Genomic DNA, 25,414 nt, shown 5'->3' with positions numbered 1-25,414 from the left:
TGTGGGAGCTGGCTTGCCTGCCATTACGCAGTGTCAGTCGATGAAGTGTTGGCTGGCCCACCGCTATCGCAGGCAAGCCAGCTCCCACACTGGACGGCGGTGACACCGACGCACAAAAAAGGGCGACACCCTCACAGGTGCCGCCCTTTTTGCCGCTATCTGCCTTTACAGCTTGGCCGACAACAACGCCTCCAGTTTCTCCTGGTCCCGAGCAAACTGACGAATCCCCTCCGCCAGCTTCTCAGTCGCCATCGCGTCCTCGTTGGACTCCCAACGGAACTGCGCTTCAGTCATATGCACACGGGCTTCACCGGCATGGCCTGGCGCCAATTTGCGCTCCAGCTTGCCTTCATCGGCTGCCAGCTTCTCCAACAGGTCCGGGCTGATGGTCAGGCGGTCACACCCGGCCAGTTCCTCGATCTGGCTGAGGTTACGGAAGCTCGCACCCATCACCACTGTTTTGTAGCCGTTAGCCTTGTAGTAGTTATAGATGCGCGTCACCGACTGCACGCCCGGGTCATCGGAACCGGTGTAGTCGTTGCCGTTGGCCTTCTTGTACCAGTCGTAGATACGGCCTACGAATGGCGAAATCAGGAACACACCCGCTTCGGCACAGGCGACGGCCTGGGCGAAGGAGAACAGCAGCGTCAGGTTGGTCTGGATGCCTTCTTTTTCCAGCTTCTCGGCCGCGCGGATGCCTTCCCAGGTGGAGGCGATCTTGATCAGCACGCGGTCGCGGCTGACGCCGGCTTTGTCGTACAGGTCGATCAGACGGTGCGCACGCTTGAGAATAGCGGCCTCGTCGAACGACAGGCGCGCATCCACCTCAGTGGAAATACGGCCCGGCACTACTTTGAGAATCTCTTGACCCACCGCCACCGCAAAGCGGTCACTGGCCAGGCCCACATCGCCGTTGCAGTCCTGCACGCACTCATCCAGCAGCTTGGCATAGCCAGGAATCGACGCAGCCTTGAGCAGCAGGGAAGGGTTGGTGGTCGCGTCTTGCGGCTTGAGCTTGGCGAGGGTGGAAAAATCGCCGGTATCGGCTACGACGGTGGTGAATTGCTTGAGTTGTTCCAGCTTGGAAGTCATGGGCGTGCTCTGTCCTGTGGGTCTAGTGACATTACCCGAGCGCTGGCAGGCGCTCAAGGGCGCAAATGCGTTAGGTCGTTTGCGAGGGCAATAACCTGGAAACGGCCGTTTGAATCACCGGCCGTGGTGCTCAATTGGAGGGCAAAATCGCAGCTAGGTTCAACTGGATTCCACCCGTCCTGCGGCACTGGTTTCAAGCCAGTTGATAGAGGCAATATCAATGTTTTGAAGTTGTGAAAAGTTTATTTTCCAGCTCTTTAGTTGTTGCTGTTTTTACTTGTGCTATACCTGACTGGCAAGCGCTAACTTGGGCCGATAAAAACTCTGATGACATAACTGTCCGCGGCGAAGTGTGTGCGTCTGTGCATTAAAATCTGCTGGTTCGTTAGTTTGAAAGCAAAGGAGAGATGTAATGAAACGGAATATATCAACACTATTCGCCGCCCTGGGTTTTATTTGTTCAACAACGGTATTTGCCGATGTGACGGTACAGCAGGCCCTCAGCGCCGGTTGTTACGATACCCAGGAAATGCGTGGCATCATTGACACTGCCAAGGCAGGTAAACCCATGGGGAGTCGCACCCTGGAAAAGGAAAACGAACTGACCTCATCCTACGGCGGCAAGATCACCGACACCAGAGTGACTGCGCCTGCCACCTGGGTGTACCGCGCGTATGAGAGCGCGGACACCAACAATTGGCACGTCCAGAAACTCAAGGCCGGGGTGATCTACTCCAAGGCGCAGAACGACCTGGACAAATACCTCAGGGACGGTGGCACACCCGAAAAGTACTGGGCCATCGATGGGCCTGACTTGCACGCCCTGGGTTTCAACGGTGCCACCTACACGACAATGCGACTGCTCGCCTTACAGTCCAGCGACACCCCGAAAAGTCAGTTCGTGAGTTTTGCACTGGACTACGCCACCACCGGAACCTTTGGAGACGCCGTGTATGCACTGCAAGTAAACCCGAACTCACCCATTCTGGGGTTGGTTAACTGCAAAACGCCAGGCGGTGAAGTTCAATTTCAAATACTCGGCGGCACCACATTCAACACGCTTTACCGAAAAGTCAGGACCGATAAAGATTGGAAAAGGTATAACCGCGACACCGACCAATGGGTAACTGTGCCCAAAGGAACAGTGCCGGAAAACTAAGCAACAGTGCAGCAAGGGCCGGCAGTAACTGCCGCGCTCTTGCGATCACCGCTAAATATGTGGGAGCTGGCTTGCCTGCGATAGCGCAGGTACACCCAATGAGCACTTACCTGACACTCACCAGACAAAAATGTGGGAGCTGGCTTGCCTGCGATAGCGCCGGTACACCCAATGAGCACTTACCTGACACTCACCAGGCAAAAATGTGGGAGCTGGCTTGCCTGCGATAACGTCGGTACGCCCAATGAGCATCTACCTGACACTCGACCAATCACCGCCCCTCCAACAACGTCCCCGCCTGATCCAGCAACGCCAACGGATCCGCCGCCTTATGAATATCTACCGACAACAACTGCCTGAACTTGCGCGCCCCTGGAAACCCCGTGCCCAACCCCAACACATGCCGAGTAATGTGATGCATCGTCCCACCACTGGCCAAATGCTCAGCAATATAAGGCCGCAACTGCGCCAACGCCTCCGCCCGGCTAATCATCGGCGCCTCACTGCCAAACAACCGCTGGTCCACCTCCGCCAACAGATACGGATTGTGATAAGCCTCCCGGCCCAACATCACCCCATCAAACGTCTGCAAATGCTCCTGGCACTGCTCCAACGTCTTGATCCCACCGTTGAGATTAATCTCCAACTCCGGAAAGTCCCGCTTCAACTGCGCCGCCACGTCATAACGCAACGGCGGAATGTCCCGGTTCTCCTTGGGCGACAACCCCTCCAGAATCGCAATCCGCGCATGCACGGTAAAACTGGTGCAACCGGCGTCCCTTACCGTGCCGACGAAATCACACAACTGGGCATAACTGTCCCGCCCATTGATGCCGATACGGTGCTTCACCGTCACTGGAATCGACACCGCATCGCGCATGGCCTTCACACAGTCCGCCACAAGGGCAGGGTGCGCCATCAGGATCGCGCCGATCATATTGTTCTGCACCCGGTCGCTGGGGCAGCCGACGTTCAGGTTCACTTCGTCGTAACCCGCGGCCTCGGCCATACGGGCGCAGGCGGCCAGATCGGCCGGGACACTGCCGCCCAACTGGAGCGCCAGCGGGTGCTCGGCTTCGTTGTGGCGCAGGAAGCGGTCGTGATCGCCATGGAGGATAGCGCCGGTGGTGACCATCTCGGTGTAGAGCAGGGCGTGTTTGGAGAGCAGGCGCAGGAAGTACCGGCAGTGGCGGTCAGTCCAGTCCATCATGGGGGCGACGGAGAAGCGGCGGGAGAGTGGGGCGGTTTGTAGGGACATGGGGGATCTGAGTCAGCGAGGCGAATGGGGCACAGTTTATCAGGGATGCTTGTCAGGTACTTGGCGGGTTCTCAAGCCCAGCCAGCCAATCATCGGTGGTAACCCGAGTGCACGCTCGGTAGGCTTTCGACGCGCACCTTGTGTTGATGATTTATTGTGGATACGATAATCACATGCATATTACCTATGACCCAGCCAAAGACGCTCGTAACGTTGAAGAACGCGGACTCCCGTTTGCGTTAGTGCGGGACTTTGAATGGTCTACGGCCTTGATCGTGGAAGATGATCGATTCGACTACGGTGAGTGTCGTTATCGAGCGATGGGATACATAGGGGATCGGCTGCATGTCGTAGTGTTCACCCCACGGGGGGACGCGGTCCACGTCATCAGCTTTCGTAAAGCCAACAAACGGGAGGTCAAAAATTATGACCAAGAAACCCAATCCTGAGAAGGTCGATACAGCGAACCCTGAGTGGTCGGCTGAAGACTTTGCTAAGGCCAAGCCAGCCAGCGAGGTGCTTGTGGGATTGTTTGGCAAAGCTCAGGCGAAGGAAATGCTCAAGCCCAAGCGCGGGCGGCCAAAGTCGGTAGCCACTAAAGAGCACGTTAATGTTCGTTTTGATGCTGACGTGCTGGAGCGATTCAGGGCTTCCGGGCCGGGCTGGCAAACGCGAATGAACGCAGCCTTGGCTGATTGGCTCAAGACGCACACGCCAGACGAACTGAAGGCCTAAGGCAAAAAGCCGCGGATGACGCGGCTTTTTGCTGTCTTGTGATTAGCTTTTTCTAAGCGATGGTATAAATAAATCTGTCCCCGTTTTTGTACGCTTTGCGCAGTTGCAAGTTCAGTTCCTGGATTTCATTTTCCAAGATCCGCGCGTGCTGTGTTGGCATTTCGAGAGGTGTGGGGATACCAAGTCACGCGTAGGTGTTTTCGTCGATGTTCATGCATAGGTATTCCAAATGCTATATGTGCATGCAGTAATCGAGGTTGGCAAGTTGTGGGATTTTGGGCAACGAACTGTAGAAGGATGGGGCAGTGACGTGCTACCAGAGCCGATCCGGGGAGTTGACGTGCCACAATGGGCATTTACGTGCATCATCACCCGGCGCGCGCCGTCGTCCCCCCACCTCGCCTGCGGGCTAAATAGGTCGTTTTTTCTGCGGTCCTGCAGACAGCCCAACGCGGCACTGGCTGGGGGGCTGCTCGGAGTTGTGGGGTGGTCAAAAGCCTGCGGAACTCTGCACCGAGGGGGTATTTCGTTGAAGGCGTTTAAAGGCTCTGCTGTTCAGGAGAAGGGGGGAGTCTCAAAAAGAGTAACTTCAGTAATCTCCCCACCGAAACGCTCTGGAGGCCACGAATTCCGTGGGGGTTGAGATTACAAAAAGGAGGAACAGAGAAGTAATTGAAAAGGTGATTTTCTATCAGTCTGTTGATTTTAAAGGGTTTCCTTAAGGTAGAGAATTACATTTATAAAGAGTAATCAGATTACTTCAATATTACTTAAAGATTACCTTTTGCTCGAAACATAAAACCCTTTAATTTTAATTGGTTGAGCGTAATAAACGGTCAAGATTACTTATGTTACTCTTTTTTGCCCCCCTCCAGCCCCCCGGACGTCAGGTACCTATACGTGTGATGCGCACGCGTACAGAAATTCATGCTGATGCCCATAGAAGTGGCGTGGGAATGCTTTTGCGTAACTGGCACCGTTGGAGCCCTTGCATTCCGGGGCCTCTGCTTCGCGATCGAGGGTTCGGGTACTTTCGAATCTCTCTGTCATCGCCGTACGACCCCGTCATTTCAAGAGAAAATAAGCCTCCTCTCAACCTAGAGTGCACAGGAGATATCGCATTTGGCTGGCTTGGAGGGTACCTGTGCTTACCTTTACGTCATCTTTGTAAATATCTTTTTTTGCTCCTCTGAGCCCATTGCATGATAGCGGGCTTCTCCTGAGCTCTTGTCGAAATCAACAACGAATTTGACGTTCAGAGCGTCATTGGTTGACGCACTAAGATCGCAAATCAATACTCCAATTAAATCTAAGCTGGGTTTTGATCTTCCAGGCAAGAAAGCCACGTTAAATTTTTCCGGTGACTGAACGGAACGGTAGCACCAAGCATCTTGTTCTGGATAGTTAAAATAGGTGTCCGCGATTGCACGAGTAATGGAGTAGCGCGCCTCTTCACCAGTCGGTACAGCTCTTGAAAATTCTTCATCTAAAAACGAATAGAACAAATTTGATCTATCATCTTTCGGTAGCGTTGATCCGTTGTAATCACCGAGAACCGCAACGCTTATTGGTCGGGACGACCTATAGACAATAACTGCGACATGTTTGTAATCTCTTGCTCTGGCTTCATCAATTGCCAAGTTAGCATCGCCCGCACAGCAGTATAAAATGCTTTGGTTGATCGAGTTAAGTCGCCCTTGCACTTTAACTATATTCGGGGGCGGTTCCCAGGCATCCCCAACTTTTTGGATTGTTCGGAGGGGAGTAATAGTATCGTTAGACGGAATTGCCCTTGCGCGGAAAAAGGTTGTTCCTTGTTCGTATGTTCTGGTTTCTGTGATATATGAGTACACATTTCCAAAGATTGAAGATACAGCGTTTATGCAGTCCTTATCGCTGATTCCGTTTTGCGCGAAAGTCCGGAAATCCAAAATGCGTTTTCTAATTTCATCTTCGTTGATGTTCGAAGAGAACATATTGTTTGTCCTTTATTAGTGTGTTCATAACATTTATGGGGTGTTAAAAGTGTGGTGAGGTGGCTCATGCGTTTTATATCGAAAAGCTACTTATTGCAATGAAATGTTTTAGCTTTCGCTCCTGGCCATTATCTGCCTCATGTAAAGCAGTTACCCACAGAGCGTAGCCGGCTGTTACCTCATAACAAGGGAGGGGTGAGGGGCCTTGGATGTACAGAATTGGTACGAGAATAGTTGGAGGTCTCCGGAGGCCATGTTTTTAAAGGCTCCTGAGTTTAATCGTTCCAATCCCTCATGGGGGCGACTGAAAAGCGGCGGGAGAGTGGGGCGGTTTGTAAGGAAATGGGAATCTGAGTCAGCGAGGCGAATGGGGCGCAGTTTATCAGGGATGGCTCTCGGGTGTTGGGGGGGTAGGCGTACGCTGCGCATCTCAGGCCCACGATCCCCTACGGAAATTTCCCACGATTTTCTCGGCTTGCCCCTCAGATCACCCGTAGTTAACCTCCTCAAGCCGTTACAAACCCAGCGGCCGGAGGTGGAAGTCCGTATTGCTAAGGCGTTTTTAACTCCCGAAAATCTTTGGAGCTTCGCCCATGCACAACAACACACGCAGTTCTTCACTTGATCAAAGCGTGTCGCCCGTCGACCCCAAGCTTCAAGCCGCAGCCCAGCGCGCAATCAACCATCACTTGCCCCCATCCGACGACGCTGCGCCCACCGAGCGCCCAAGCGACAACCTATTCGTCGTCAACCCGTCCATCGACTCCGAAACCCTCCTGGCCAACGCCGCCGAAAACCTGGCATCCGCCAACGAAATGGCCGCCACCCTGGCGTTCGACCTCAACGACTCCCAGCGCGCCATCGCCTTGGGCATTCAGCAGTTAATCGAGTTGAGCTCGCTGCTCGTTGGCCGAGCCCAGGAGCAGGTTGCGCCTGTAACCGCCTCAGTCAAAGCCTGACAACCAACCCTGCCGCCTTACCCAAGGCGGCAACCTGAACTCATGCTGTCACCCAGCAAAGTTTCATAATTCCCTGCGCCGTTGAGGTCTACGATCCCCTACTGAGAGAGGACCCCAGCGCCTCCAGCCCATAGGGAACTGAAACCATGATCTCGAACCTCGTCAAAGTTGTGATGATCACCGGCACGTTGATGTTGAGTGCTTGTTCATCTTCATCGAGCGTGACCAGCAGCGACCCGTGCTTTTCAGGCGGTTGCCAGGCATTTGGCGACCATAGTCCCAACAAAGCCGCGAAGATGAATTTCGGTGGCAGTGGGCTGGGGAGTAGTTATGGGGAGTATGGTTCGGGGTTGTTGCATGATGATTGATGGGATGGTGGGACGAGAGTGTTTCGCTTGCTTTGCTGCTTTGCAAAGTGAGCAGCCGTTGGGGTGGAACGCTAAGTAGCCGTTGCCTGAGTACCGGATAGTACGGGGTCTGATCCCGCATTTTCGTCGGCTGTCGGGCTGCCTTCGCGAGCAAGCCCGCACACAGTTGGAGTGTGGGAGTCAGGGAGATAAGCGTCGGCTGTCAGGTCTTCACGGGAGCAAGCTCCCTCGCCACAGGTGCAGCGTCGTGCCGAAGTTATTTAGATATTTATGCTGCGATGGCGGTGGGTCAGTTAACTCATCTGTCACTGATATACCGCTATCGCAGGCAAGCCAGCTCCCACATTGGCCATGTATTGCCCACAAAATCGGCGCCCGGCCCAGATCCCCGTGGGAGCGGGCTTGCTCGCGATGGCGATGGGGCAGTTAATTCGTCTGTTACTGATATACCGCTATCGCAGGCAAGCCAGCTCCCACATTGGCCATGTATCGCTCGCAGAATCAGCGCCCGGCTCGGATCCCTGTGGGAGAGGGCTTGCTCGCGAAGGCGGCGTGTCAGTCACTGAATCTATGATTGAACCACTGCTTTCGCAGGCAAACTCCCAGTTTGGGTCTTCGTTGTCTTGAGTAGTGTATTGGCTTGACTGATCGGTATTAGGCGAGCCGTTAATGGCCGCCTTTCATCCGCCGCGCAATCAGGTAGAGACCCAGGCCCACCAGCGCTGTAGCAGCACCTATGTAGCCGGTGCTGGCCCACCCCAACCCCGCCGTAATAGCCATCCCCCCAAACCACGGCCCCAGCGCATTCGCCAAGTTAAACGCCGCATGGTTCGACGCTGCCGCCAAGCTTGGCGCTTCATGCGCGATGTCCATCAAGCGAATCTGCAACGGTGCCGCCAACGCGACCATGGTGCCCACCAATCCCATGCTCAGCAGCACGCCCCACAGCGAAGACGCGGCGAAGGGGAAGAACAGCAGCACGGCCATCGACCATACCAATATCAAACCCACCGCCCGAAACTGCATGCGATCAAACAGCTTGCCACCGGCAATGTTGCCGATGATGCCGCCCACGCCAAAGGCCGCGAGGCCGAAGGGGATCCACTGCGGCGAGACCTTGGTCACTTCGAGCATGGTTGGCGCCAGGTAGCTGAATACGCAGAACATGCCGGCAAAGCCAATTGCGCCGATGGACAGGGCCATCCAGACCTGGGGTTTGGTGAAGGCGCGCAGTTCCTTGCGCGGGTCGCTGCGTTGTTCGTCGTGGCGGTGGGGCACGAATTGCCAGACCAGGGCGATGGTGAGCAGGGCGATCACGCTGACCAGGGCGAACGCCGAGCGCCAGCCCAGGTGTTGGCCGAGGAAGGTGGCGATGGGGTTGCCGAGCAGCATGGCCAGGGTCAGGCCCATCATCACGCGGGCTACGGCGCCGGCGCGTTTGTCGGTGGGCACCATGCTGGAGGCGACCACGGCGGCGATGCCGAAGTAGGCACCGTGGGGCAGGCCGCTGATAAAGCGGAAGGCCACCAGCGAGCCGAAGGTGGGGGTGAAGGCGGTGGCGAAGTTGCCCAGGGCGTACAGGCCCATCAGCAATAGCAGCATGTGTTTGCGCAGCAACTTGGCGCCGAGGATGGCCAGCAGTGGGGCGCCGACCATCACGCCCAGGGCGTAGGCGCTGATGGCGTGGCCGACCTGGGGTTCGCTCAGGCCCAGGTTCTGGGCGATGTCGGGCATCAGGCCCATGATGGCGAATTCGCCGGTGCCGATCGCGAAGGCGCCCACGGCCATGGCCGCTTCCATTTTGGCGGCGCTGCGCGCGGGCAGTACCTGCCCGGGTGTTTGCTGGATAGTCATGGGTAACTCTGTGTGAAAGGTGTGCACGAAGGACAGTCGCCGATGCTACGCAAGCCGCGACGAAGGTGTCTAGAACCGCCATTTTCGGCAGACTTCCACGCCTGTGACCGCAGGTCGCGGCTGCCAGGCTTGACAGGGGCGCATTAAAAGCCGCGATTTAGGCCTGTCAATTGGCCAAACGGCGCATAAACGCTGTTTAGCGTGATATTCTGCGCGCCGTCTTGGGCTAGTCTTTCCCTGGTGCGTACACCCGTATACGTCCCAGCGGTTGGCTGTCGCCCAGGTAGCTGAAGCCAATAATGATAAGAAGTCAGCGCAGAAGGGACATAACAGTGAGGTCGATCCATCGGCCTTGTGTGCCCACCCTGCAGCCTTTATGTGACTGTGCAGACCCCGCGCTACGTTGCCTGACGTAGCGTGAACGAGGGTTACTCATGATCGGGGGCGGTAGGGCGGATGGCGTTTTATCATAGGTGCTACTGATGTTTAAAAAAGTAAACACTGCCCTGCTGGGGCTGGCTTTGTCGATGGGGATCACGTCCGTTCACGCGGAAGAGGCAAAGAAAGTCGATGTGCTGCTGATCGGCGGCGGCATCATGAGTGCAACCCTGGGTGTCTGGCTCAATGAGCTGGAGCCGGACTGGTCCATGGAGATGGTCGAGCGCCTCGATGGCGTGGCCGAAGAAAGCTCCAACGGCTGGAACAACGCCGGTACCGGTCACTCGGCCCTGGCTGAGCTGAACTACACCCCGGAAGACAAGAACGGCAACGTTGAGATCCCGAAAGCGGTCGAGATCAACGAAGCGTTCCAGATCTCCCGTCAGTTCTGGTCCTGGCAGGTTCAGCAGGGCGTGTTGAAGAACCCGCGTTCGTTCATCAACTCCACTCCGCACATGAGCTTTGTGTGGGGCGATGACAACATCAAGTTCCTGAAAAAACGCTACGAAGCCCTGAAGGCCAGCCCGCTGTTCGCCGGCATGCAGTACTCCGAAGACCCGGCGCAGATCGCCAAGTGGGTTCCGTTGATGATGGAAGGGCGTGACCCGAGCCAGAAAATCGCGGCCACCTGGAGCCCGATCGGCACCGACGTAAACTTCGGCGAGATCACCCGCCAGTTCGTCGCCCACCTGCAAACCACGCCGAAGTTTGACTTGAAGCTGTCGAGCGAAGTGCAGGACATCACCAAGAACGCCGACGGTTCGTGGCGCGTGAGCTACAAAAACCTCAAAGACGGCACCAAGACTGAAACCGACGCCAAGTTCGTGTTCATCGGCGCCGGCGGCGGTGCCCTGCACTTGCTGCAGAAGTCGGGCATTCCTGAAGGCAAGGAATACGCAGGCTTCCCAGTCGGTGGTTCGTTCCTGGTGACCGAGAACCCGACCATCGCCGAGCAGCACCTGGCCAAGGCCTACGGTAAGGCTTCGGTAGGTTCGCCACCGATGTCGGTTCCGCACCTGGACACCCGCGTGCTGGATGGCAAGCGTGTGATTCTGTTTGGCCCATTCGCGACCTTCTCGACCAAGTTCCTGAAGGAAGGCTCGTACCTGGACCTGCTGACCAGCACCACCACCCACAACATCTGGCCTATGACCAAAGTCGGTATTCGTGAATACCCACTGGTCGAGTACCTCGCCGGCCAACTGATGCTGTCCGATGACGACCGCTTCAAGGCGCTGCAAGAGTACTTCCCGAACGCCAAGCAGTCCGACTGGCGCCTGTGGCAAGCCGGCCAGCGCGTGCAGATCATCAAGCGTGATGAAGAGCAAGGCGGCGTGCTGAAGCTGGGTACCGAAGTGGTCAGCTCTGCCGACAACACCATCGCAGGCCTGTTGGGTGCATCGCCAGGCGCGTCCACCGCGGCTCCGATCATGCTGACCGTGCTGCAAAAAGTGTTCAAGGACAAGGTAGCAAGCCCGGCCTGGCAGGAAAAACTGCACCAGATCGTGCCAAGCTACGGCACCAAGCTGAACGACAGCCCTGAAGCGGTTGCCAAGGAATGGGCCTACACTGCCGGTGTGCTGCAACTGACACCACCGCCAGCGATCCCGCAATTGGCCGCTCCACAGGCTACCGAGGCTGCCAAGCCTGCGGCTGAGCCAAGCAAGCCGGTTTCTGACCTGGCGCTGTAAGCCTCACCCACGAAAAAGCCCGCTGAACCGGTGACGGTCAGCGGGCTTTTTTGTGGGGAAATGTTCAGGAGAGCGGCGGGTGTCGCTCCACCGGGGGCAGCTCAACCGCACGCTCGGCCGCCGCCAGCGCAGCCTTCAAGCCAGCCTGGTCCAGGCGCACGCAGTACGCCGGTTTGGCCCGCTCGAATCGCCAGCTTTCATCCAGCTCACCAGCGTCGACGGCATCGAACCCCAACTCATCGAGCAGCTGGGTCACGACGGCCTTCGCGGTGGCGTCATCCGCCGCGACGGGCAGCGCCCGCCGATCAGGTGCACCGTGAGGGCGGGCGTCTTGCGTCAGGTCGGGGGCGAAGATCGCGTTAAACACTTTCACCACGTGTGAATGTGTCAAATGGTCGGCCAGCAAGCGGCTGGTAGTCGTTTCAAAGCGGTCCAGCTCTGGGATATGCCCATCGCGGTCGGGGTAGTAATTGTTGGCATCCATCACCGTTTTACCCTCCAGCCATTGCGCGGGCACGCTGCGGTAGTGTTGAAAGGGAATCGCCACTAGCACCACATCGCCGAACCGTGCGGCATCGTCTGCGCTGCCAACTTGCACACCGAGTATGCCGCTTACCACGCTGCTCATGGTGTGCGGGCCGCGGGAATTGCTCAGCATCACCTCATGCCCGGCGGCCACGGCCAGTTGTGCCACAGCACGCCCAATGAAACCTGCTCCAATTACGCCAATCTTCATGTGCTTGCTCCGATGGAAGTACGAAGTGGCTATGATGATTGGCAACCATTTGGCGATAAATCGCAGTAGTGGCGCGGCTGTTGTTACTGGGGGTAGGGAATGATGGATCGTTTATCAAGCATGAATGCCTTTGTGATGGCTGCTGAGCTCGGTTCCTACGTGCGTGCCGCTGAGCGCTTGAATATGTCACCGCAAATGGTTGCCAAGCATGTCACCGCCTTGGAACAACGCTTGGGCGCGCGCTTGCTTAACCGTACTACGCGAAGGCAAAGCCTTACGGAGTTGGGGAGCGCTTACTACGAACGTTGCAAGCACATCCTGACGGAGACTGAGGCGGCGGATTCCCTTGCGCAAATCATGAACGACACCCCGCGTGGCAAGCTGAAAATCACCGCCCCGGTGACGTTCGGCTCCTACAGCCTGATGCCGTTGATCACCGGATTCTTGCGTGACAACCCGGATGTGCAAATCGATCTGCACCTTACGGATCGTTTCGTCGACCTGGTAGAGGAGGGCTATGAGGCGGCCTTTCGTATCGGCCCCTTGGGGACCACCGGCCTGACCGCCCGGCCGCTGGCGCCGTATCGCCTGGTTGTCTGTGCGGCACCGGCCTATTTGCAGGCGCGGGGCACCCCGATGACGCCGGCAGACCTTGAGCATCACGAATGCCTGGGCTATGCCTTCTGGTCACGCCCGGCAGATCGTGAATGGGTGTTTTACCAAGGTGCGGTCCCGCACAGGGTGCAGGTAAGCAGCCGTTTGCAGATCAACGAAAGCAGGGCGCTGATGTCGGCGGCGCTGGATGGTTTCGGTATCGTGCTCGGCCCTGAAGACTTCTTGCGCAGGGCACTGGCCGAGGGCCAGTTAGTGCGGGTGCTGCCGGACTTTGACGCGCCAAGTCGATCAATGCATTTGGTCTACACCGCGAATCGGCAGCGCACGGCTAAGTTGCGGCGGTTTGTCGACGCCGTATTACAACGTTTTGGCTCGGTTTAAACGCGCGAGCTCTCTCACCTGTTCATGCAGATGCAGCGCCAGCAGTGCCCGTTCGACTTGAGGCCGGTGGGTTCAGCAATCTGACAGACATTTCCTGTTAAAAATAATCAAAGCCCATGCAGGAGCCCGGCTGGAATAAAGGCGGATTACTTTCTGATGCAGGTGCAGGGCGTTCGCGCCCGAGGGTTTTGTATGTTGTTACGTTATGCAGCATTGGCCGCCATGGTGGTGGCGGCGTCCGGGTGTGTACAAGAGCGTGTAGTACATGAACGCAGGCCGGTGCAACGTGAGTATGTTGAGGTGGTGGCGCCGCAGCCGCCTCCGGTGCAGGTGATAGAAGTCGAACCGGCGGTACGCGAGGGTTATATCTGGTCACGCGGTTACTGGCGTTGGGAAGGCGGGCGCTATGTGGCGGTGCACGGCCATTGGGAGCCGGTGCGCCAGGGCTATCGTTATGTACACCCGCACTGGGTGCAGCGTAATGATGGCTACCATTGGCAGGTCGGTGGCTGGGTTCGCTGACCTAACCTCCTTCTCTGTAGGAGTGAGCTTGCTCGCGAAAAACGTCAACGGTTACGCGGGCATTCAGGTTGCACGCGGTGCCTGTGATTTTTTCGCGAGCAAGCTCGCTCCTACACAAACAAAGCGGGCTAGCCGAGCCGTTTCATTCCCGCTGCCTTGGCCGCGTTCAGATCAAAGGTGGCGGTGTACTCGCAGCCCGCCGCATGGCCACAGCGTTCAACCAGGCAGTCGGCAAAGTCGGCTTTGCCTGCGCTGAACTTGCGCAATGCCTGCCAGATGATATCGGCGTGCTCGACGGTCAGTTCCCGCGTGTGCAACAAGGTTTCCAACACCATCACCACCTCGCTTTTGGCCGACTGGTAGCAGGACTGCAACACCCACACCAGCTCCGTAAGCGTCACCAGACTGACAAAGCCTGGCGAGGTGGCGGTGAGCGATTCGATGAGCTGGGACGCCTTGGCTGATTGAACCGGGTCGTCCTGGGTCACGTAACGCACCAGCACGTTGGTATCCAGGCCGATCATCCAGCTGTTGCTCCCTGGGCCGCGATGGCGCGGTTCATGTCTTCGATAGACACGGCATGGGCAGGCTTGCGGATCAAACCCTTGAGGTCCTTGACGGTTTTGCTCGCGGCAATCATGGAAAACTTGCCGTCTTCCATTTCGACGAATTCCACCCGGTCGCCTGTTTCCAGGCCCAGGGCTGTCCTGACCTGGACTGGGATGGTGATTTGCCCTTTTGAAGTGAGTGTGGCGGTGGCCATAGTGAAGATCTCCATCGTGATATTCCTTACCTTAAGGTAAGGAATGACGGAGGACAATATCCGTTGGTCCATAGGTCGCTCGCTGAGGTGAATGAGTCGGAATAGTAAAACCCTAGTCCGAACTCTTGTTCCTCACACGCGTTGCTATGTCCCAAACGAATACAAACTATGACCGACCGCCGCTGGCTTATTGCACCACGCGATAGCACGGCACATACGCCGCTCCGCCCGGCAGTTTCATGCGGTGCTGGGCCACGAACGCCTTCAATAATTCATCCAACGGTTTCATGATCGCCGGGTCGCCGTGGATCTCATACGGGCCGTTCTCCTCGATCAGGCGAATACCCTTGTCCTTGACGTTACCCGCCACGATCCCCGAGAACGCACGGCGCAGGTTGGCCGCCAGTTCATGGGCCGGCAGCGCGTGGTTGAGTTGCAGGCTGGCCATGTTTTCGTGGGTGGGGTCGAACGGGCGCTGGAAGCCTTCGTCGATCTTCAGCAGCCAGTTGAAGTGGAACGCGTCGTTACGCTCGCGGCGGAATTGCTTCACCGCCTTGAGGCCGGTGGTCATCTGGCGGGCCACTTCAGCCGGGTCGTCGATGATGATCTGGTAATGCTTCTGCGCCGCTTCGCCCAAGGTGGCGCCGACGAACGCGTGCAATTGTTCCAGGTAAGGCGCGGCATGTTTCGGCCCGGTGAGCACCACCGGGAACGGCAGGTCGCGGTTGTCCGGGTGCATGAGGATGCCGAGCAGGTACAGGAACTCCTCGGCCGTGCCGGCGCCGCCGGGGAAGATGATGATGCCGTGGCCCACACGCACGAAGGCTTCCAGGCGCTTTTCGATGTCCGGCAAAATCACCAGCTCGTTGACGATGGGGTTCGGCGCTTCGGCAGCGATGATGCCTGGTTCGGTCAAGCCCAGGTAACGGCCATTGGTGATGCGCTGCTTGGCGTGGGAAATGGTTGCGCCCTTCATCGGGCCTTTCATCACGCCGGGGCCGCAACCGGTGCACACGTCGAGGCTGCGCAGGCCCAGTTCGTGCCCGACTTTCTTGGTGTATTTGTATTCTTCGGTGTTGATCGAATGGCCGCCCCAGCACACCACGATCTTCGGCTCGACACCCGGGCGCAGCGTACGGGCGTTACGCAGCAGGTGGAACACGTAATCGGTGATGCCTTGGGAGTTGCTCAGGTCGATACGCTGGCTATCCAGCTCGTTCTCGGTGTAGACGATGTCGCGCAGGGCGCTGAACAGCATTTCGCGGGTGCTGGCAATCATTTCGCCATCGACGAAGGCATCGGCGGGGGCGTTGAGTAGTTCCAGGCGTACGCCGCGGTCCTGCTGGTGAATACGCACTTCAAAGTCTTTGTAGGCGTCGAGGATGGTCTTGGCGTTGTCGATATGCGCGCCGGTATTGAGAATCGCCAGGGCGCATTGGCGGAACAGGGTGTAGATGCTGCCGGTACCGGCTTCGCTCAGTTGCTGCACTTCACGTTGGGACAGGGTTTCGAGGCTGCCCTTGGGGCTGACGGAGGCGTTGATGACTTGACGTTGGGGCATTCTGATTCCTTGAAAGCATAGCCACCGCGCCCGCTAGGGGGCGATGGCTTGAGAATGGTGAGCGCCAATTAAGGTCGCACGAGACGGTTATTTACCTCAGGCGCAAGGCCCAGCGCAAATGCCGTCCAACACCATCATGCCGCAGAACTTACTGAATCAGCTTCCAGTTTTTGTAGAAAACCCGACGCAGGGTAAAGACCAGGCCGGCAAACCCTGCGATCACGGCGTTGAGCACCGAGGGCAGCAGGGTCGGGCGCACAATATCAATGAACAGGCAGTAGCGTTTGGCGTCGTTTTTGTTGAAGGAGGCGTGCATCAGCGTGTCATCGAAGATAAACAGCGGGTCGTCGTGCCAGTAGTGCTTGTGCTTGCCCACCTGGATGTACACGCCCTCATGGTGCGGTGCCGGCGCCATGTTGTAGAGCACACGGAACATCATGCGCAGGGGGCCGAAGTGGAACGAGGTCGAGCGGTTCTCGTTGAACACCGAGACGCCGATGGTTTTCACGAACGGCAGTTTCTTGCGCAGCTTCGGGATATCCAGAGTGGTTTCGATCGGGCGACCGTACCACTGGAAGAACAACATGCCGCGTTTCTTCTCGGCCATGCGCTCGTCCAGGTAGCTGATGATTTCATCCTTGCGGGCCATGGCGTCGTCGATCACCTGTTGCAGGTCTTCGCGCCAAGCCGGTGGCAGGTCGTTCATGGTGTAGACATGCCGGTTGCGGCTGCTGAGCAGGTCGAGCAGGGTGTTGAACGGTGCCAGCACCCAGGTATTACGGCCGTTGCCGATAAAATACTTCTTGATGGTGTCGCGGTCGTACAGGCCGTTACGCAGGAAGTCATAAACGCCGCAGCACACCACCAACAGCAGAAACACCAGGCAACTGCGCGGGAAACAATAGATCAATAGCAGAACGCCGAGTACCCACGCCAGGGACACCAGCTTCTTGCCGACAGCATTTTTGCTCATGAAACGAGGCTCCAAAGCCGAAACATATTGAAACAATCTCGTCATCATAGGGGTTTATGGGGCCGGCAGGCGTTTTTAAATAGGGTGAAATTGTGAAGCTGCTGCACAATTTGTAACCGTTGCCGTGCAGGCTCCGACGTTTTGTGGATTGAATTTTGAGAACAGAAGATTTGGGACTATCGTGACGCTTCGGTTTTTCAGGCGTCATAGACCGGTACGATTGAAGTTGAATGGCCACTATTGGCCTTCGGCACCTTGGAAGAGGCAGAAATTTTTATGATCATCAAACCGCGGGTTCGTGGCTTTATCTGTGTGACCGCTCACCCTGTTGGCTGTGAAGCGAACGTCAAAGAGCAGATCGACTACGTAACCAAAAACGGCGTCATCGAGGGCGGCCCTAAAAAGGTACTGGTCCTCGGTGCCTCCACCGGCTACGGCCTGGCCGCGCGCATCAGTGCTGCGTTTGGCTGTGGCGCCGACACCCTGGGCGTGTTTTTTGAGAAAGAAGGCGAAGAAGGCAAGCTGAGCTCCGCCGGCTGGTACAACAGCGCAGCGTTCGAGAAGTTTGCCGTGGAAAAGGGCCTGTACGCCAAGAGCATCAACGGCGACGCGTTCTCCGACGAGATCAAGCGCCTGACCATCGAGACCATCAAGAAAGACCTGGGCAAGATCGACCTGGTGGTCTACAGCCTGGCCGCGCCACGCCGTACCGACCCGCAAGGCGTGGTGCACAACTCCACCCTCAAGCCAATCGGCAAGGCCGTGACCCTGCGCGGGATCAACACCGACAAGGGCGTGGTGGTCGACACCACGCTTGAGCCTGCGACCCAGGAAGAAATCGACGGTACCGTGAAGGTCATGGGCGGCGAAGACTGGCAGCTGTGGATCGACGCCCTGCGTGACGCCGATGTATTGGCCGAAGGCGCCAAGACCACCGCGTTCACCTATCTCGGTGAGAAGCTGACCCAGGACATCTACTGGAACGGCTCCATCGGCGAAGCCAAGAAAGACCTGGACAAGAAAGTTTTGACTCTGCGCGAGAACCTCGCTGCGCTCAAGGGCGACGCCCGTGTGTCGGTGCTCAAGGCCGTGGTCACCCAGGCCAGCTCGGCGATCCCGATCATGCCGCTGTACCTGTCGCTGCTGTTCAAGGTGATGAAAGAGCAGGGCACCCATGAAGGCTGCATCGAGCAGGTCTACGGCCTGTTCAAGGACAGCCTGTACGGCAGCGAGCCGAAACTCGACGCCGATGGCCGCCTGCGTGCCGACCTGGCCGAGCTGGAACCGAAGGTCCAGGACGCCGTGGCCGCACTGTGGAACCAGGTGACCGACGACAACGTCAACGAGATCAGCGATTTTGCCGGTTACAAGGCTGAATTCCTGCGCTTGTTTGGCTTTGAAGTCGACGGCGTGGATTACGACGCGGATGTGAACCCGACCGTCAAAATCAACGGCCTGATCCAGGCTTAAAACGCGGTCAAATAAGGTGGAAACTGGCTTGCCCTGATGCCAGTCAGTTAACGCAAATCCCCTGTGGGAGCGGGCTTGCCCGCGAAGGCGGTGTGTCATTCGCAGCATCTGAGGCTGTACGACCGCTTTCGCAGGCAAGCCAGCTCCCACATTTGATCTTCGTTGTTTTGAGCATTGCGTTCGCTCAATGAGGCCATGCCTCCTCCCACCTGTCTTTTCAGACACTTCTTACACCTCGGCGCGCGCCTCCCTCTTGTAGATCTGTCAGACTCCAGCAGCTATCAAGCCATGCTAACGGAGGATCTGATGACGATTCGTGCAGTAGTTTTTGATTTCGGCGGTGTCCTGTTCGACTGGAGCCCGCAGCACCTGTACCGCAAGCTGATTGCCAACGACGTTGAGCGCCAGTGGTTCCTCGACACCATCTGTACCCAGGACTGGAACACCGAGCAAGATGCCGGGCGCTCCCTGGCTGAAGCCACCCGCACCCTGGTTGCCCAATACCCCGAACACACGACCCTGATCCAGGCTTATTACGAGCGCTGGCCCGAAATGCTGCGGGCTGAATTACCCGAGGGCGTGGCGATTCTCGAAGCGTTACATCAGGTTGAGATGCCGCTGTTCGGGCTCACCAACTGGTCATCTGAAACCTTCCCTTACGCCCGGGCCAACTATCCATTCCTGACGCGTTTTCGCGACATTCTGGTGTCCGGCGAGGTGAAGTTGATCAAGCCTGACCCGGCGATCTACCACGCCAGCCTCACCCAGGTGCGTGCGCACCTGCCGGATGTCCAGGCCAGTGAAGTGGTGTTTGTCGACGACGTCGCCGGCAACATCGAGGCTGCCATTGCGTTGGGCTGGCAGGGCATTCATCACGTATCGGCCGAGCGCACCGCTGCGCGTTTGCGTGAGTTGGGCGTGGCGTTCTAGCGCGCCCATTTCTCCATCACAAAGTCGACGAACGCCCGCAGCTTGGGCAGGCGATAGCGGTCCTGGCGATACATCAGGTGCATGGGGCGGCTGGGCAGTTTATAGGTGGTCAGCAAGGCCACCAGCTTGCCGCTCTCCAGGTCCGGTTGCACCAGGGCGTCGGCCAACATGCTGATGCCCATGCCGTTGATGGCGGCCTGGCGCAAGCCTTGGGAGCTGTTGATGGTCAATGAGCCAGACACCGGCACCTCCACCTCACCTTCATCGCCGGTCATGCGCCAGAGTTTATCGGTATCGCGCCAATTGTCGTTCGCGGGGTAGGCGAATGCCAGGCAGTCATGCTGCTGCAGGTCATCCGGGGTTTGCGGTGTGCCGCGTCGCGCCAGGTAGGCAGGGGAGGCGCAAAGGGTGAGGGTATAGGCCTGCAGAGGCCGGGCGATCAGGCTGGAGCTTTCCAGTTCGCCGAGACGGATCGCCACGTCAAAACCGCTGTCGACCAGGTCCATGCGCTCATTGCTCATCACCACGTACAGGTCGATAAGTGGGTAGCGCTGGGAAAACTCACTCAAGGCCGGCACCAGGCGTTCGGTGCCGAACACCGGGGGCGCGGTGATGCGCAGGCTGCCTTTGGGGGTTTCGCTGTGGACCTGCTCGGCCAGCAGCTCGGAGTCGGCCACCAGCCCCAGCACTTCCAGGCAGCGCTGATAATACTGCCCGCCAAATTCGGTGAGGTTTTGTTTGCGCGTGGTGCGTTTGAGCAAGCTGACGCCAAGCCGTTGTTCCAGCGCTCGCAGATGGTTGCCCACCATGGTGGTCGAAATCCCGCATTCCTGCGCGGCGGCGGTCATGCTGCCGGTCTCGACGACTTTCACGTACACCGACATTGCCTGGAACAGATCCATTATCAAGCCCTGGTTTAAAGTTATTGCAGAAATTCTGCGTTTATCCAGCGAGGGTGGTTAACCATACTTGATCCACCCCAACGATGCACTGGAGCCGCCACCATGACCGCAGCCTGCCTGATGAGCACTTATCAACCCCTGGCCCTGAGCTTCACCCGCGGCCTGGGCACGCGCCTGTGGGACCAACAGGGCCGCGAATACCTGGACGCCGTGGCCGGCGTGGCGGTGACCAATGTTGGTCATTCCCACCCCAGGTTAGTGGCGGCCATCAGCGAACAGGCCGGCTTGCTGCTGCACACCTCCAACCTCTACAGCATCGACTGGCAACAACAATTGGCCCGGCGCCTGGCCCAACTGTCCGGGCTGGACCGCGCGTTCTTCAACAATTCCGGCGCCGAGGCCAACGAGACGGCGCTGAAGCTGGCGCGTTTGCATGGCTGGAAAAAAGGCATCGAACAGCCGTTGGTGGTCGTGATGGAGAACGCCTTCCACGGCCGCACGCTAGGCACCATGGCTGCCAGCGACGGGCCTTCGGTGCGCCTGGGGTTCCAGCGATTGCCCGGCGATTTCATCAAGATTGGGTTTGGCGACATGGCGGCTCTGGAGGCGGTCACCGCGCAGTTCGGTACACGCATCGCGGCGGTACTGCTTGAACCAATCCAAGGTGAAAGTGGTGTGTTGGTGGCGCCACCAGGCTACCTGAAAGCCATGCGCGATCACTGCACGCGCCACGGCTGGCTGATGATGCTCGACGAAATCCAGACCGGCATCGGGCGCACCGGCACCTGGTTTGCTTTCCAGCACGAAGGCATCGTGCCGGACGTGATGACCCTGGCCAAAGGCCTGGGCAATGGCGTGCCCATCGGCGCCTGCCTGGCCCGCGCTGCCGTCGCTGAGCTGTTCACCCCAGGCAGCCATGGCAGCACCTTTGGCGGCAACCCGCTGGCGTGTCGCGTCGGGTGTACGGTGCTGGAGATTATCCAGGAGCAAGGCTTGCTCGAGAACGCTGCGCGCCAGGGAGAACACTTACTGGCCCGGTTGCGGATGGAGTTGGAGGAACATCCGCAGGTGCGGGCGATTCGTGGCAAGGGCTTGATGATCGGCATTGAACTGGCCAGCCCTTACCGCGACCTGGCCCAACGGGCAGCGCAGGAGCATGGGCTGTTGATCAACGTCACGCGGGGCAAGGTCATTCGCCTGTTGCCACCACTGACGCTGGAGCGCAAGGAAGTGGAGATGATCGTACGGGCCATCACCCGCCTACTGGACTGAAAGACGATGCTCGTTCCCACGCTATGCGTGGGAACGCCTCCTGTGACGCTCTGCGTCACGCGTTAAGAGCGGACGCGGAGCGTCCAGGGCAGCATTCCCACGCAGAGCGTGGGAACGATCAGCAGCGTGGGAGCGATCAGAAACACTTACTGGCGCGGTTGCGGATGGAGTTGGAGGAACATCCGCGCGCAGGAGCATGGGCTGTTGATCAACGTCACGCGGGGCAAGGTCATTCGCCTGTTGCCGCCACTGACGCTGGAGCGCAAGGAAGTGGAGATGATCGTGCGAGCCATCACCCGCCTACTGGACTGAAAGACGATGCTCGTTCCCACGCTATGCGTGGGAACGCCTCCTGTGACGCTCCGCGTCACGCGTTAAGAGCGGACGCGGAGCGTCCAGGGCAGCATTCCCACGCAGAGCGTGGGAACGATCAGCAGCGTGGGAGTGATCAGAAAGAGGGGCCATTCAGCCATTCCTGGTTCATCGTTTCGGTGTCCCCCAAGTACTCCAACAACCACGCCATGGCCGGCGACAGTTTGTTCTGCGCCCACGCCACACACGACGGGCTGGCCGGAAATGGCCGGCTCAATTGCAGCGCCACCAACTCCCCGCGCTCGATCCATGGCAACACCTGATGGGCCGGCGCCATCCCTACACACAGGCCATCGCGCAGGCAATCCAGGGCCGACGCCCAGTTGGGCACCACCAGGCGGCGCTGGTTATCCAGGGTCCAGGTGTCGCGCTTGGGCAGGTTGCGGGAGGTGTCGGTCATGCACAACGAGGCAAAGGGGCGCAGTTGGTCATCACTGAGCAAACCTTCCACCGCAGCCAGCGGGTGCCGGGCGCTGACCACGCACAGCCAGTTCAACAGGCCCATGTCGCGGAAGCTGAAGTGGCTGGCCACCGGCACCGCGCTGGTGGCGCCGATCACGATGTCGGTGCGTTCATCGGCCAACGCATCCCACACGCCGTTGTACACCTCGTATTCGAGCAGCAATTCCACTTCGGGAAACTGTCGATAGAAGTCGAGCACCAATTGCCGGCAGCGCTGGGGTTTGACGATGGAGTCCACGGCCACCTTCAATTGGCCGCTCCAACCATTGGCCACCTGTTGGCAAAGGCGCCGGGTGCCGAGCATTTTTTTCATCACGCCGCGGGCTTCGTCGATAAACAGGCGGCCGGCAGGGGTCAGTTCCACGTCGCGATGCCGGCGCACAAACAGCGGCACGGCCAACCATTCTTCGAGCTGACGCACGGTGTAGCTGATGGCCGACGGTACGCGGTGCAGTTCCTGGGCGGCGGCGCTGAAGCTGCCGTGACGGGCGACGGCGTCGACTACATCCAGGGAATATTCCGACCACATAGGTGCTGCCTTCAAAATTATTGATGAGAGTGTCCAATTATTATCGCTTCACACAGATATTGTCAGCTTCATAATGGGCGCCAGTCAGCAAATAGTTTGATGGCAGTATCTACAAGGCTTCGATGAAAAATTCTTTTGGTTTTACCTGGTATCTGGCGGGGCTGAGCATGCTCGGTTATCTCGCCATGGACATGTACTTGCCGGCATTTGGCGCCATGGGCGAGCAGTTGAACATTGGTGCTGGCGCGGTGGGCGCCAGCTTGAGCATTTTTCTTGCCGGCTTTGCGCTGGGGCAGTTGCTGTGGGGGCCGCTCTCGGACCGCCTGGGGCGCAAGCCGATTCTGATCGCGGGCCTGAGCCTGTTTGTGCTCGGTTGCCTGGGCATGTTCTGGGTTCAGAGCGCGCCGCAACTGCTGGCCCTGCGCTTTATGCAGGCGATTGGCGTGTGTGCCGCCGCCGTCAGTTGGCAGGCCTTGGTGATTGATCGCTACCCGGCCGACAAGGCTCACCGCGTCTTCGCCAGCATCATGCCGTTGATGTCGCTATCGCCGGCCCTGGCACCGCTGTTGGGCGCCATGGTGCTGAATCACTTTGGCTGGCAGGCGATCTTCGGCGTGTTGCTGGTGGTGTCGTTGTTGCTGTTGTTGCCGACCTTGTTCCTGCGCAATGTGCCCAAGCGTTCGGAGCACAAGGGCAGCCCGGTGCGCCTGGGGTATGGGCAATTGCTCACTTCTCGGGTGTTTACCGGCAATGTGATGATCTTCGCCGCCTGTTCGGCCAGCTTCTTCGCTTGGCTGACCGCCTCGCCGTTCATCCTCGGTGGCATGGGTTACAGCCCGAATGACATTGGCCTCAGCTACGTGCTGCCGACCCTGGCGTTTCTCGTTGGCGGCTACAGTTGCCGCAGCGCCTTGCAGCGCCTGCCGGGTAAAACCCTGCTGCCATGGTTGCTGGTCGCCTATTGCTTGAGCATGGTGGCGTTGTACCTGGTGGCCACCTTGAGTGTGCCGACCCTGACCACCTTGTTGATCCCGTTCTGTCTGATGGCGCTGTGCAACGGCGCCAGCTACCCGATTGTGGTGGCGAATGCGCTGATGCCCTTTGCGGAAAATTCCGGCAAGGCGGCGGCCCTGCAAAATACCCTGCAATTGGGCTTGTGCTTCGTGGCCAGCCTGTTGGTGTCGTCGATGATCGAGCAGCCGCTGTTGATCACGGTGATTGTGATGCTGGCGACGGCACCACTGGCGGTGTTGGGCTATTGGCTGGCACGGCCGAAGGGCAACTCTTCCGAACTGGCCAACGCCTGAGCTGACAATACGATCAAACTGGTAGGAGCGAGCTTGCTCGCGAAAAACGTCAACGATAACGCGGGCTTTCTGAATGAACGCGGCGTCGGTGAGTTTTTCGCGAGCAAGCTCGCTCCTACAAAAAGCCTGCTTCTTCAGTCAGAACGTCACTTCCATGTTCAGCGTGGGTGTTGAGGTGCGGCTGCCACGGCCGCCGTCCACCCCGAACTTGTTATGCCAGTACTCATACCCCACCCCCAGGTACAGGTTCGGTTTCACGCTTTTACCTGGTCGCACCGCCACCATCAGCGCTGTACGCATCAAGGCCTCCGCTGCCGTATCGCGGCCATGGTAGTCCTCGCCTTTCTCCCCGACGTAATTGATAAACCCCTGGAATTTCGCCGCATGGTTGCCCACCTCGAACGGTCGCATCCAGGTCAGGTTGAGCATGTAGGTAGCGTCGAAGGTGTGGTTCGACTCTTGCGCGCCGGGAATGCCGGTGTGGTTCTTTTCCTTGTAGTACATCAGGCTCAGGTCCAGCACGCCGACAGTGTTGAACTTCAACGTAGGGCCAATCACCAGAGCGCGCTTCTTGGCGGAAGCGAAGTTGTTGTTGCGGTTGGCGTCGAAGCCCAGGGTCAGCGCGTAATCCTTGATCAACCCCGTGCCCGGCGGCAAGTCGAACACGCGTGAGGCATACAGCTGATGCCGGTACACGGCGTACACCTCGCTGCCACCGTGGTCGGTGCCCTTGCGTGGGTCGCTGCTGTCGGACAGGAACACATCGAGGTTGAGGAAGTTGCTGCCGTAACGGTAGCCGCTGGCGTGGGTAAAACTGTAGATGCGCTTGCTGAAGTCGTCGGGGTTGTTCGGGTTGGTGAAGTGCTGCCCGTAGCGAAACCCGACGCTGTTGTTCATCCATTCCACCGCAACAGCCTCCCCGCCGCCGAGAAGGGTCAATGCGACGGTGGCGCCCTGTAGTGCCTTTTTCATTATTTTTGTCCTTTGGCGTTCTGGCTCGTGACGGCCGGATTGTTTTTGTAACGCCGTTGGAGGGTATCTTGTTCGATTGATTGTATACAACTCTATGGACATACAGTCTGAACATTG

24 protein-coding genes and 1 pseudogene are annotated in these 25,414 nt (G+C 58.2%); 13 read left to right on the top strand and 12 right to left on the bottom strand.

The features are described from left to right. Window positions 1–165: 165 nt before the first annotated feature. Window positions 166–1,092, bottom strand: coding sequence for a transaldolase (tal, locus tag GIV26_RS14300; RefSeq protein ID WP_003189693.1), 927 nt, complete (start codon window positions 1,090–1,092; stop codon window positions 166–168). A gap of 412 nt (window positions 1,093–1,504) precedes the next feature. On the opposite strand from tal, the gene GIV26_RS14295 reads away from it, so the two are divergent. Next, window positions 1,505–2,251 carry a hypothetical protein gene (locus tag GIV26_RS14295; protein WP_034126660.1) on the top strand — a complete coding sequence of 249 codons (747 nt, stop codon included), beginning with the start codon at window positions 1,505–1,507 and terminating at the stop codon, window positions 2,249–2,251. 271 nt (window positions 2,252–2,522) lie between these two features. Here GIV26_RS14295 and dusA read toward each other — a convergent pair whose 3' ends face one another. Beyond that, window positions 2,523–3,509, bottom strand: a complete 987-nt coding sequence (gene dusA / locus GIV26_RS14290; protein ID WP_236281196.1) for a tRNA dihydrouridine(20/20a) synthase DusA — start codon at window positions 3,507–3,509, stop codon at window positions 2,523–2,525. 146 nt (window positions 3,510–3,655) lie between these two features. Between dusA and GIV26_RS14285 the strand changes: the two genes are divergently transcribed. Both GIV26_RS14285 and GIV26_RS14280 read left to right on the top strand, forming a co-directional pair. After that, complete coding sequence (locus GIV26_RS14285; RefSeq protein ID WP_329610240.1) at window positions 3,656–3,958, top strand: BrnT family toxin; 303 nt, start codon at window positions 3,656–3,658, stop codon at window positions 3,956–3,958. Continuing rightward, on the top strand, window positions 3,936–4,244 hold the full coding sequence (locus tag GIV26_RS14280) for a BrnA antitoxin family protein (RefSeq protein ID WP_198791500.1): 309 nt from the start codon (window positions 3,936–3,938) through the stop codon (window positions 4,242–4,244). Before GIV26_RS14285 ends, GIV26_RS14280 begins: the two co-directional genes overlap by 23 nt. A gap of 1,154 nt (window positions 4,245–5,398) precedes the next feature. Here the strand turns inward: GIV26_RS14280 and GIV26_RS14275 are convergent. Beyond that, on the bottom strand, window positions 5,399–6,220 hold the full coding sequence (locus GIV26_RS14275; protein ID WP_236281193.1) for an RES family NAD+ phosphorylase: 822 nt from the start codon (window positions 6,218–6,220) through the stop codon (window positions 5,399–5,401). Between the two features lie 593 nt (window positions 6,221–6,813). Here GIV26_RS14275 and GIV26_RS14270 point away from each other — a divergent pair. Both GIV26_RS14270 and GIV26_RS14265 read left to right on the top strand, forming a co-directional pair. Beyond that, a complete protein-coding gene (locus tag GIV26_RS14270) occupies window positions 6,814–7,179 on the top strand; it encodes a DUF6124 family protein (protein WP_236281190.1) in 366 nt (121 codons plus the stop codon). Window positions 7,180–7,325: 146 nt separating this feature from the next. Next, the gene (locus tag GIV26_RS14265) at window positions 7,326–7,547 is read left to right on the top strand and encodes a hypothetical protein (protein ID WP_153475125.1); all 222 of its coding nucleotides are present in this window, start codon (window positions 7,326–7,328) and stop codon (window positions 7,545–7,547) included. Window positions 7,548–8,213: 666 nt separating this feature from the next. Here GIV26_RS14265 and GIV26_RS14260 read toward each other — a convergent pair. Beyond that, a complete protein-coding gene (locus GIV26_RS14260; protein WP_236281187.1) occupies window positions 8,214–9,401 on the bottom strand; it encodes an MFS transporter in 1,188 nt (395 codons plus the stop codon). Window positions 9,402–9,883: 482 nt separating this feature from the next. Between GIV26_RS14260 and mqo the strand changes: the two genes are divergently transcribed. Then, window positions 9,884–11,530, top strand: a complete 1,647-nt coding sequence (gene mqo, locus GIV26_RS14255) for a malate dehydrogenase (quinone) (RefSeq protein ID WP_034126666.1) — start codon at window positions 9,884–9,886, stop codon at window positions 11,528–11,530. 64 nt (window positions 11,531–11,594) lie between these two features. Here the strand turns inward: mqo and GIV26_RS14250 are convergent, their stop codons facing one another. Then, a complete protein-coding gene (locus tag GIV26_RS14250; protein ID WP_329610239.1) occupies window positions 11,595–12,299 on the bottom strand; it encodes an NADPH-dependent F420 reductase in 705 nt (234 codons plus the stop codon). Window positions 12,300–12,365: 66 nt separating this feature from the next. Between GIV26_RS14250 and GIV26_RS14245 the strand changes: the two genes are divergently transcribed. After that, window positions 12,366–13,262 carry a LysR family transcriptional regulator gene (locus GIV26_RS14245; RefSeq protein ID WP_034126668.1) on the top strand — a complete coding sequence of 299 codons (897 nt, stop codon included), beginning with the start codon at window positions 12,366–12,368 and terminating at the stop codon, window positions 13,260–13,262. 192 nt (window positions 13,263–13,454) lie between these two features. Then, window positions 13,455–13,784: a YXWGXW repeat-containing protein gene (locus GIV26_RS14240; RefSeq protein ID WP_054920036.1), complete on the top strand. Its 330-nt coding sequence runs from the start codon at window positions 13,455–13,457 to the stop codon at window positions 13,782–13,784. 128 nt (window positions 13,785–13,912) lie between these two features. On the opposite strand, the gene GIV26_RS14235 is transcribed toward GIV26_RS14240, so the two are convergent. The 4 genes from GIV26_RS14235 to GIV26_RS14220 all read right to left on the bottom strand — a co-directional run bounded on the left by GIV26_RS14235 (window position 13,913) and on the right by GIV26_RS14220 (window position 17,081). After that, on the bottom strand, window positions 13,913–14,308 hold the full coding sequence (locus GIV26_RS14235) for a PIN domain-containing protein (RefSeq protein WP_054898630.1): 396 nt from the start codon (window positions 14,306–14,308) through the stop codon (window positions 13,913–13,915). After that, entirely contained in the window at window positions 14,305–14,562 is a 258-nt protein-coding gene (locus tag GIV26_RS14230; protein ID WP_032892812.1) for an AbrB/MazE/SpoVT family DNA-binding domain-containing protein, read from the bottom strand. Before GIV26_RS14230 ends, GIV26_RS14235 begins: the two co-directional genes overlap by 4 nt. 172 nt (window positions 14,563–14,734) lie before the next feature. Further along, window positions 14,735–16,108: a nucleotide 5'-monophosphate nucleosidase PpnN gene (ppnN, locus tag GIV26_RS14225; protein ID WP_032892811.1), complete on the bottom strand. Its 1,374-nt coding sequence runs from the start codon at window positions 16,106–16,108 to the stop codon at window positions 14,735–14,737. 148 nt (window positions 16,109–16,256) lie between these two features. Continuing rightward, on the bottom strand, window positions 16,257–17,081 hold the full coding sequence (locus GIV26_RS14220; RefSeq protein ID WP_236281182.1) for an aspartyl/asparaginyl beta-hydroxylase domain-containing protein: 825 nt from the start codon (window positions 17,079–17,081) through the stop codon (window positions 16,257–16,259). A 276-nt stretch (window positions 17,082–17,357) separates the two neighbouring features. On the opposite strand from GIV26_RS14220, the gene fabV reads away from it, so the two are divergent. Together fabV and GIV26_RS14210 are read left to right on the top strand one after the other, a co-directional pair. Next, window positions 17,358–18,551, top strand: coding sequence for an enoyl-ACP reductase FabV (gene fabV, locus GIV26_RS14215; RefSeq protein ID WP_032902674.1), 1,194 nt, complete (start codon window positions 17,358–17,360; stop codon window positions 18,549–18,551). 306 nt (window positions 18,552–18,857) lie between these two features. Beyond that, a complete protein-coding gene (locus GIV26_RS14210) occupies window positions 18,858–19,481 on the top strand; it encodes an HAD family hydrolase (RefSeq protein WP_236281179.1) in 624 nt (207 codons plus the stop codon). Here GIV26_RS14210 and GIV26_RS14205 read toward each other — a convergent pair. Beyond that, window positions 19,478–20,383, bottom strand: a complete 906-nt coding sequence (locus GIV26_RS14205) for a LysR family transcriptional regulator (RefSeq protein WP_054898628.1) — start codon at window positions 20,381–20,383, stop codon at window positions 19,478–19,480. The genes GIV26_RS14210 and GIV26_RS14205 overlap by 4 nt on opposite strands. Before the next feature lie 102 nt (window positions 20,384–20,485). Here GIV26_RS14205 and GIV26_RS14200 point away from each other — a divergent pair, with 102 nt between their 5' ends. Further along, window positions 20,486–21,655 carry an aspartate aminotransferase family protein gene (locus GIV26_RS14200; RefSeq protein WP_054898627.1) on the top strand — a complete coding sequence of 390 codons (1,170 nt, stop codon included), beginning with the start codon at window positions 20,486–20,488 and terminating at the stop codon, window positions 21,653–21,655. A gap of 186 nt (window positions 21,656–21,841) precedes the next feature. Then, window positions 21,842–21,967 (top strand): annotated as a pseudogene (locus GIV26_RS14195) (aspartate aminotransferase family protein); the annotation flags it as partial. 136 nt (window positions 21,968–22,103) lie between these two features. On the opposite strand, the gene punR reads toward GIV26_RS14195, so the two are convergent. Then, a complete protein-coding gene (gene punR, locus GIV26_RS14190; RefSeq protein WP_034126673.1) occupies window positions 22,104–23,018 on the bottom strand; it encodes a DNA-binding transcriptional activator PunR in 915 nt (304 codons plus the stop codon). 122 nt (window positions 23,019–23,140) lie between these two features. Between punR and punC the strand changes: the two genes are divergently transcribed. Next, a complete protein-coding gene (punC, locus tag GIV26_RS14185; protein WP_127882142.1) occupies window positions 23,141–24,325 on the top strand; it encodes a purine nucleoside transporter PunC in 1,185 nt (394 codons plus the stop codon). A 138-nt stretch (window positions 24,326–24,463) separates the two neighbouring features. On the opposite strand, the gene GIV26_RS14180 is transcribed toward punC, so the two are convergent. Beyond that, on the bottom strand, window positions 24,464–25,297 hold the full coding sequence (locus tag GIV26_RS14180) for a hypothetical protein (RefSeq protein ID WP_034126675.1): 834 nt from the start codon (window positions 25,295–25,297) through the stop codon (window positions 24,464–24,466). Window positions 25,298–25,414: the final 117 nt, after the last annotated feature.

It is taken from the genome of Pseudomonas sp. PA-1-3F (assembly GCF_021609665.1).
Taxonomy (GTDB): Bacteria; Pseudomonadota; Gammaproteobacteria; order Pseudomonadales; family Pseudomonadaceae; genus Aquipseudomonas; species Aquipseudomonas paracarnis.
Note: the sequence above shows the minus strand (reverse complement) of the source record. Positions and strands in the feature narration are given on the sequence as shown.

Bases quoted from the DNA above. Each gene is read 5' to 3' on its own strand.
- tal (WP_003189693.1), bottom strand. From the start codon at position 1,092: ATGACTTCCAAGCTGGAACAACTCAAGCAATTCACCACCGTCGTAGCC.
- GIV26_RS14295 (WP_034126660.1), top strand. From the start codon at position 1,505: ATGAAACGGAATATATCAACACTATTCGCCGCCCTGGGTTTTATTTGT.
- dusA (WP_236281196.1), bottom strand. From the start codon at position 3,509: ATGTCCCTACAAACCGCCCCACTCTCCCGCCGCTTCTCCGTCGCCCCC.
- GIV26_RS14285 (WP_329610240.1), top strand. From the start codon at position 3,656: ATGATTTATTGTGGATACGATAATCACATGCATATTACCTATGACCCA.
- GIV26_RS14280 (WP_198791500.1), top strand. From the start codon at position 3,936: ATGACCAAGAAACCCAATCCTGAGAAGGTCGATACAGCGAACCCTGAG.
- GIV26_RS14275 (WP_236281193.1), bottom strand. From the start codon at position 6,220: ATGTTCTCTTCGAACATCAACGAAGATGAAATTAGAAAACGCATTTTG.
- GIV26_RS14270 (WP_236281190.1), top strand. From the start codon at position 6,814: ATGCACAACAACACACGCAGTTCTTCACTTGATCAAAGCGTGTCGCCC.
- GIV26_RS14265 (WP_153475125.1), top strand. From the start codon at position 7,326: ATGATCTCGAACCTCGTCAAAGTTGTGATGATCACCGGCACGTTGATG.
- GIV26_RS14260 (WP_236281187.1), bottom strand. From the start codon at position 9,401: ATGACTATCCAGCAAACACCCGGGCAGGTACTGCCCGCGCGCAGCGCC.
- mqo (WP_034126666.1), top strand. From the start codon at position 9,884: ATGTTTAAAAAAGTAAACACTGCCCTGCTGGGGCTGGCTTTGTCGATG.
- GIV26_RS14245 (WP_034126668.1), top strand. From the start codon at position 12,366: ATGATGGATCGTTTATCAAGCATGAATGCCTTTGTGATGGCTGCTGAG.
- GIV26_RS14240 (WP_054920036.1), top strand. From the start codon at position 13,455: ATGTTGTTACGTTATGCAGCATTGGCCGCCATGGTGGTGGCGGCGTCC.
- GIV26_RS14235 (WP_054898630.1), bottom strand. From the start codon at position 14,308: ATGATCGGCCTGGATACCAACGTGCTGGTGCGTTACGTGACCCAGGAC.
- GIV26_RS14230 (WP_032892812.1), bottom strand. From the start codon at position 14,562: ATGGAGATCTTCACTATGGCCACCGCCACACTCACTTCAAAAGGGCAA.
- ppnN (WP_032892811.1), bottom strand. From the start codon at position 16,108: ATGCCCCAACGTCAAGTCATCAACGCCTCCGTCAGCCCCAAGGGCAGC.
- GIV26_RS14220 (WP_236281182.1), bottom strand. From the start codon at position 17,081: ATGAGCAAAAATGCTGTCGGCAAGAAGCTGGTGTCCCTGGCGTGGGTA.
- fabV (WP_032902674.1), top strand. From the start codon at position 17,358: ATGATCATCAAACCGCGGGTTCGTGGCTTTATCTGTGTGACCGCTCAC.
- GIV26_RS14210 (WP_236281179.1), top strand. From the start codon at position 18,858: ATGACGATTCGTGCAGTAGTTTTTGATTTCGGCGGTGTCCTGTTCGAC.
- GIV26_RS14205 (WP_054898628.1), bottom strand. From the start codon at position 20,383: ATGGATCTGTTCCAGGCAATGTCGGTGTACGTGAAAGTCGTCGAGACC.
- GIV26_RS14200 (WP_054898627.1), top strand. From the start codon at position 20,486: ATGACCGCAGCCTGCCTGATGAGCACTTATCAACCCCTGGCCCTGAGC.
- punR (WP_034126673.1), bottom strand. From the start codon at position 23,018: ATGTGGTCGGAATATTCCCTGGATGTAGTCGACGCCGTCGCCCGTCAC.
- punC (WP_127882142.1), top strand. From the start codon at position 23,141: ATGAAAAATTCTTTTGGTTTTACCTGGTATCTGGCGGGGCTGAGCATG.
- GIV26_RS14180 (WP_034126675.1), bottom strand. From the start codon at position 25,297: ATGAAAAAGGCACTACAGGGCGCCACCGTCGCATTGACCCTTCTCGGC.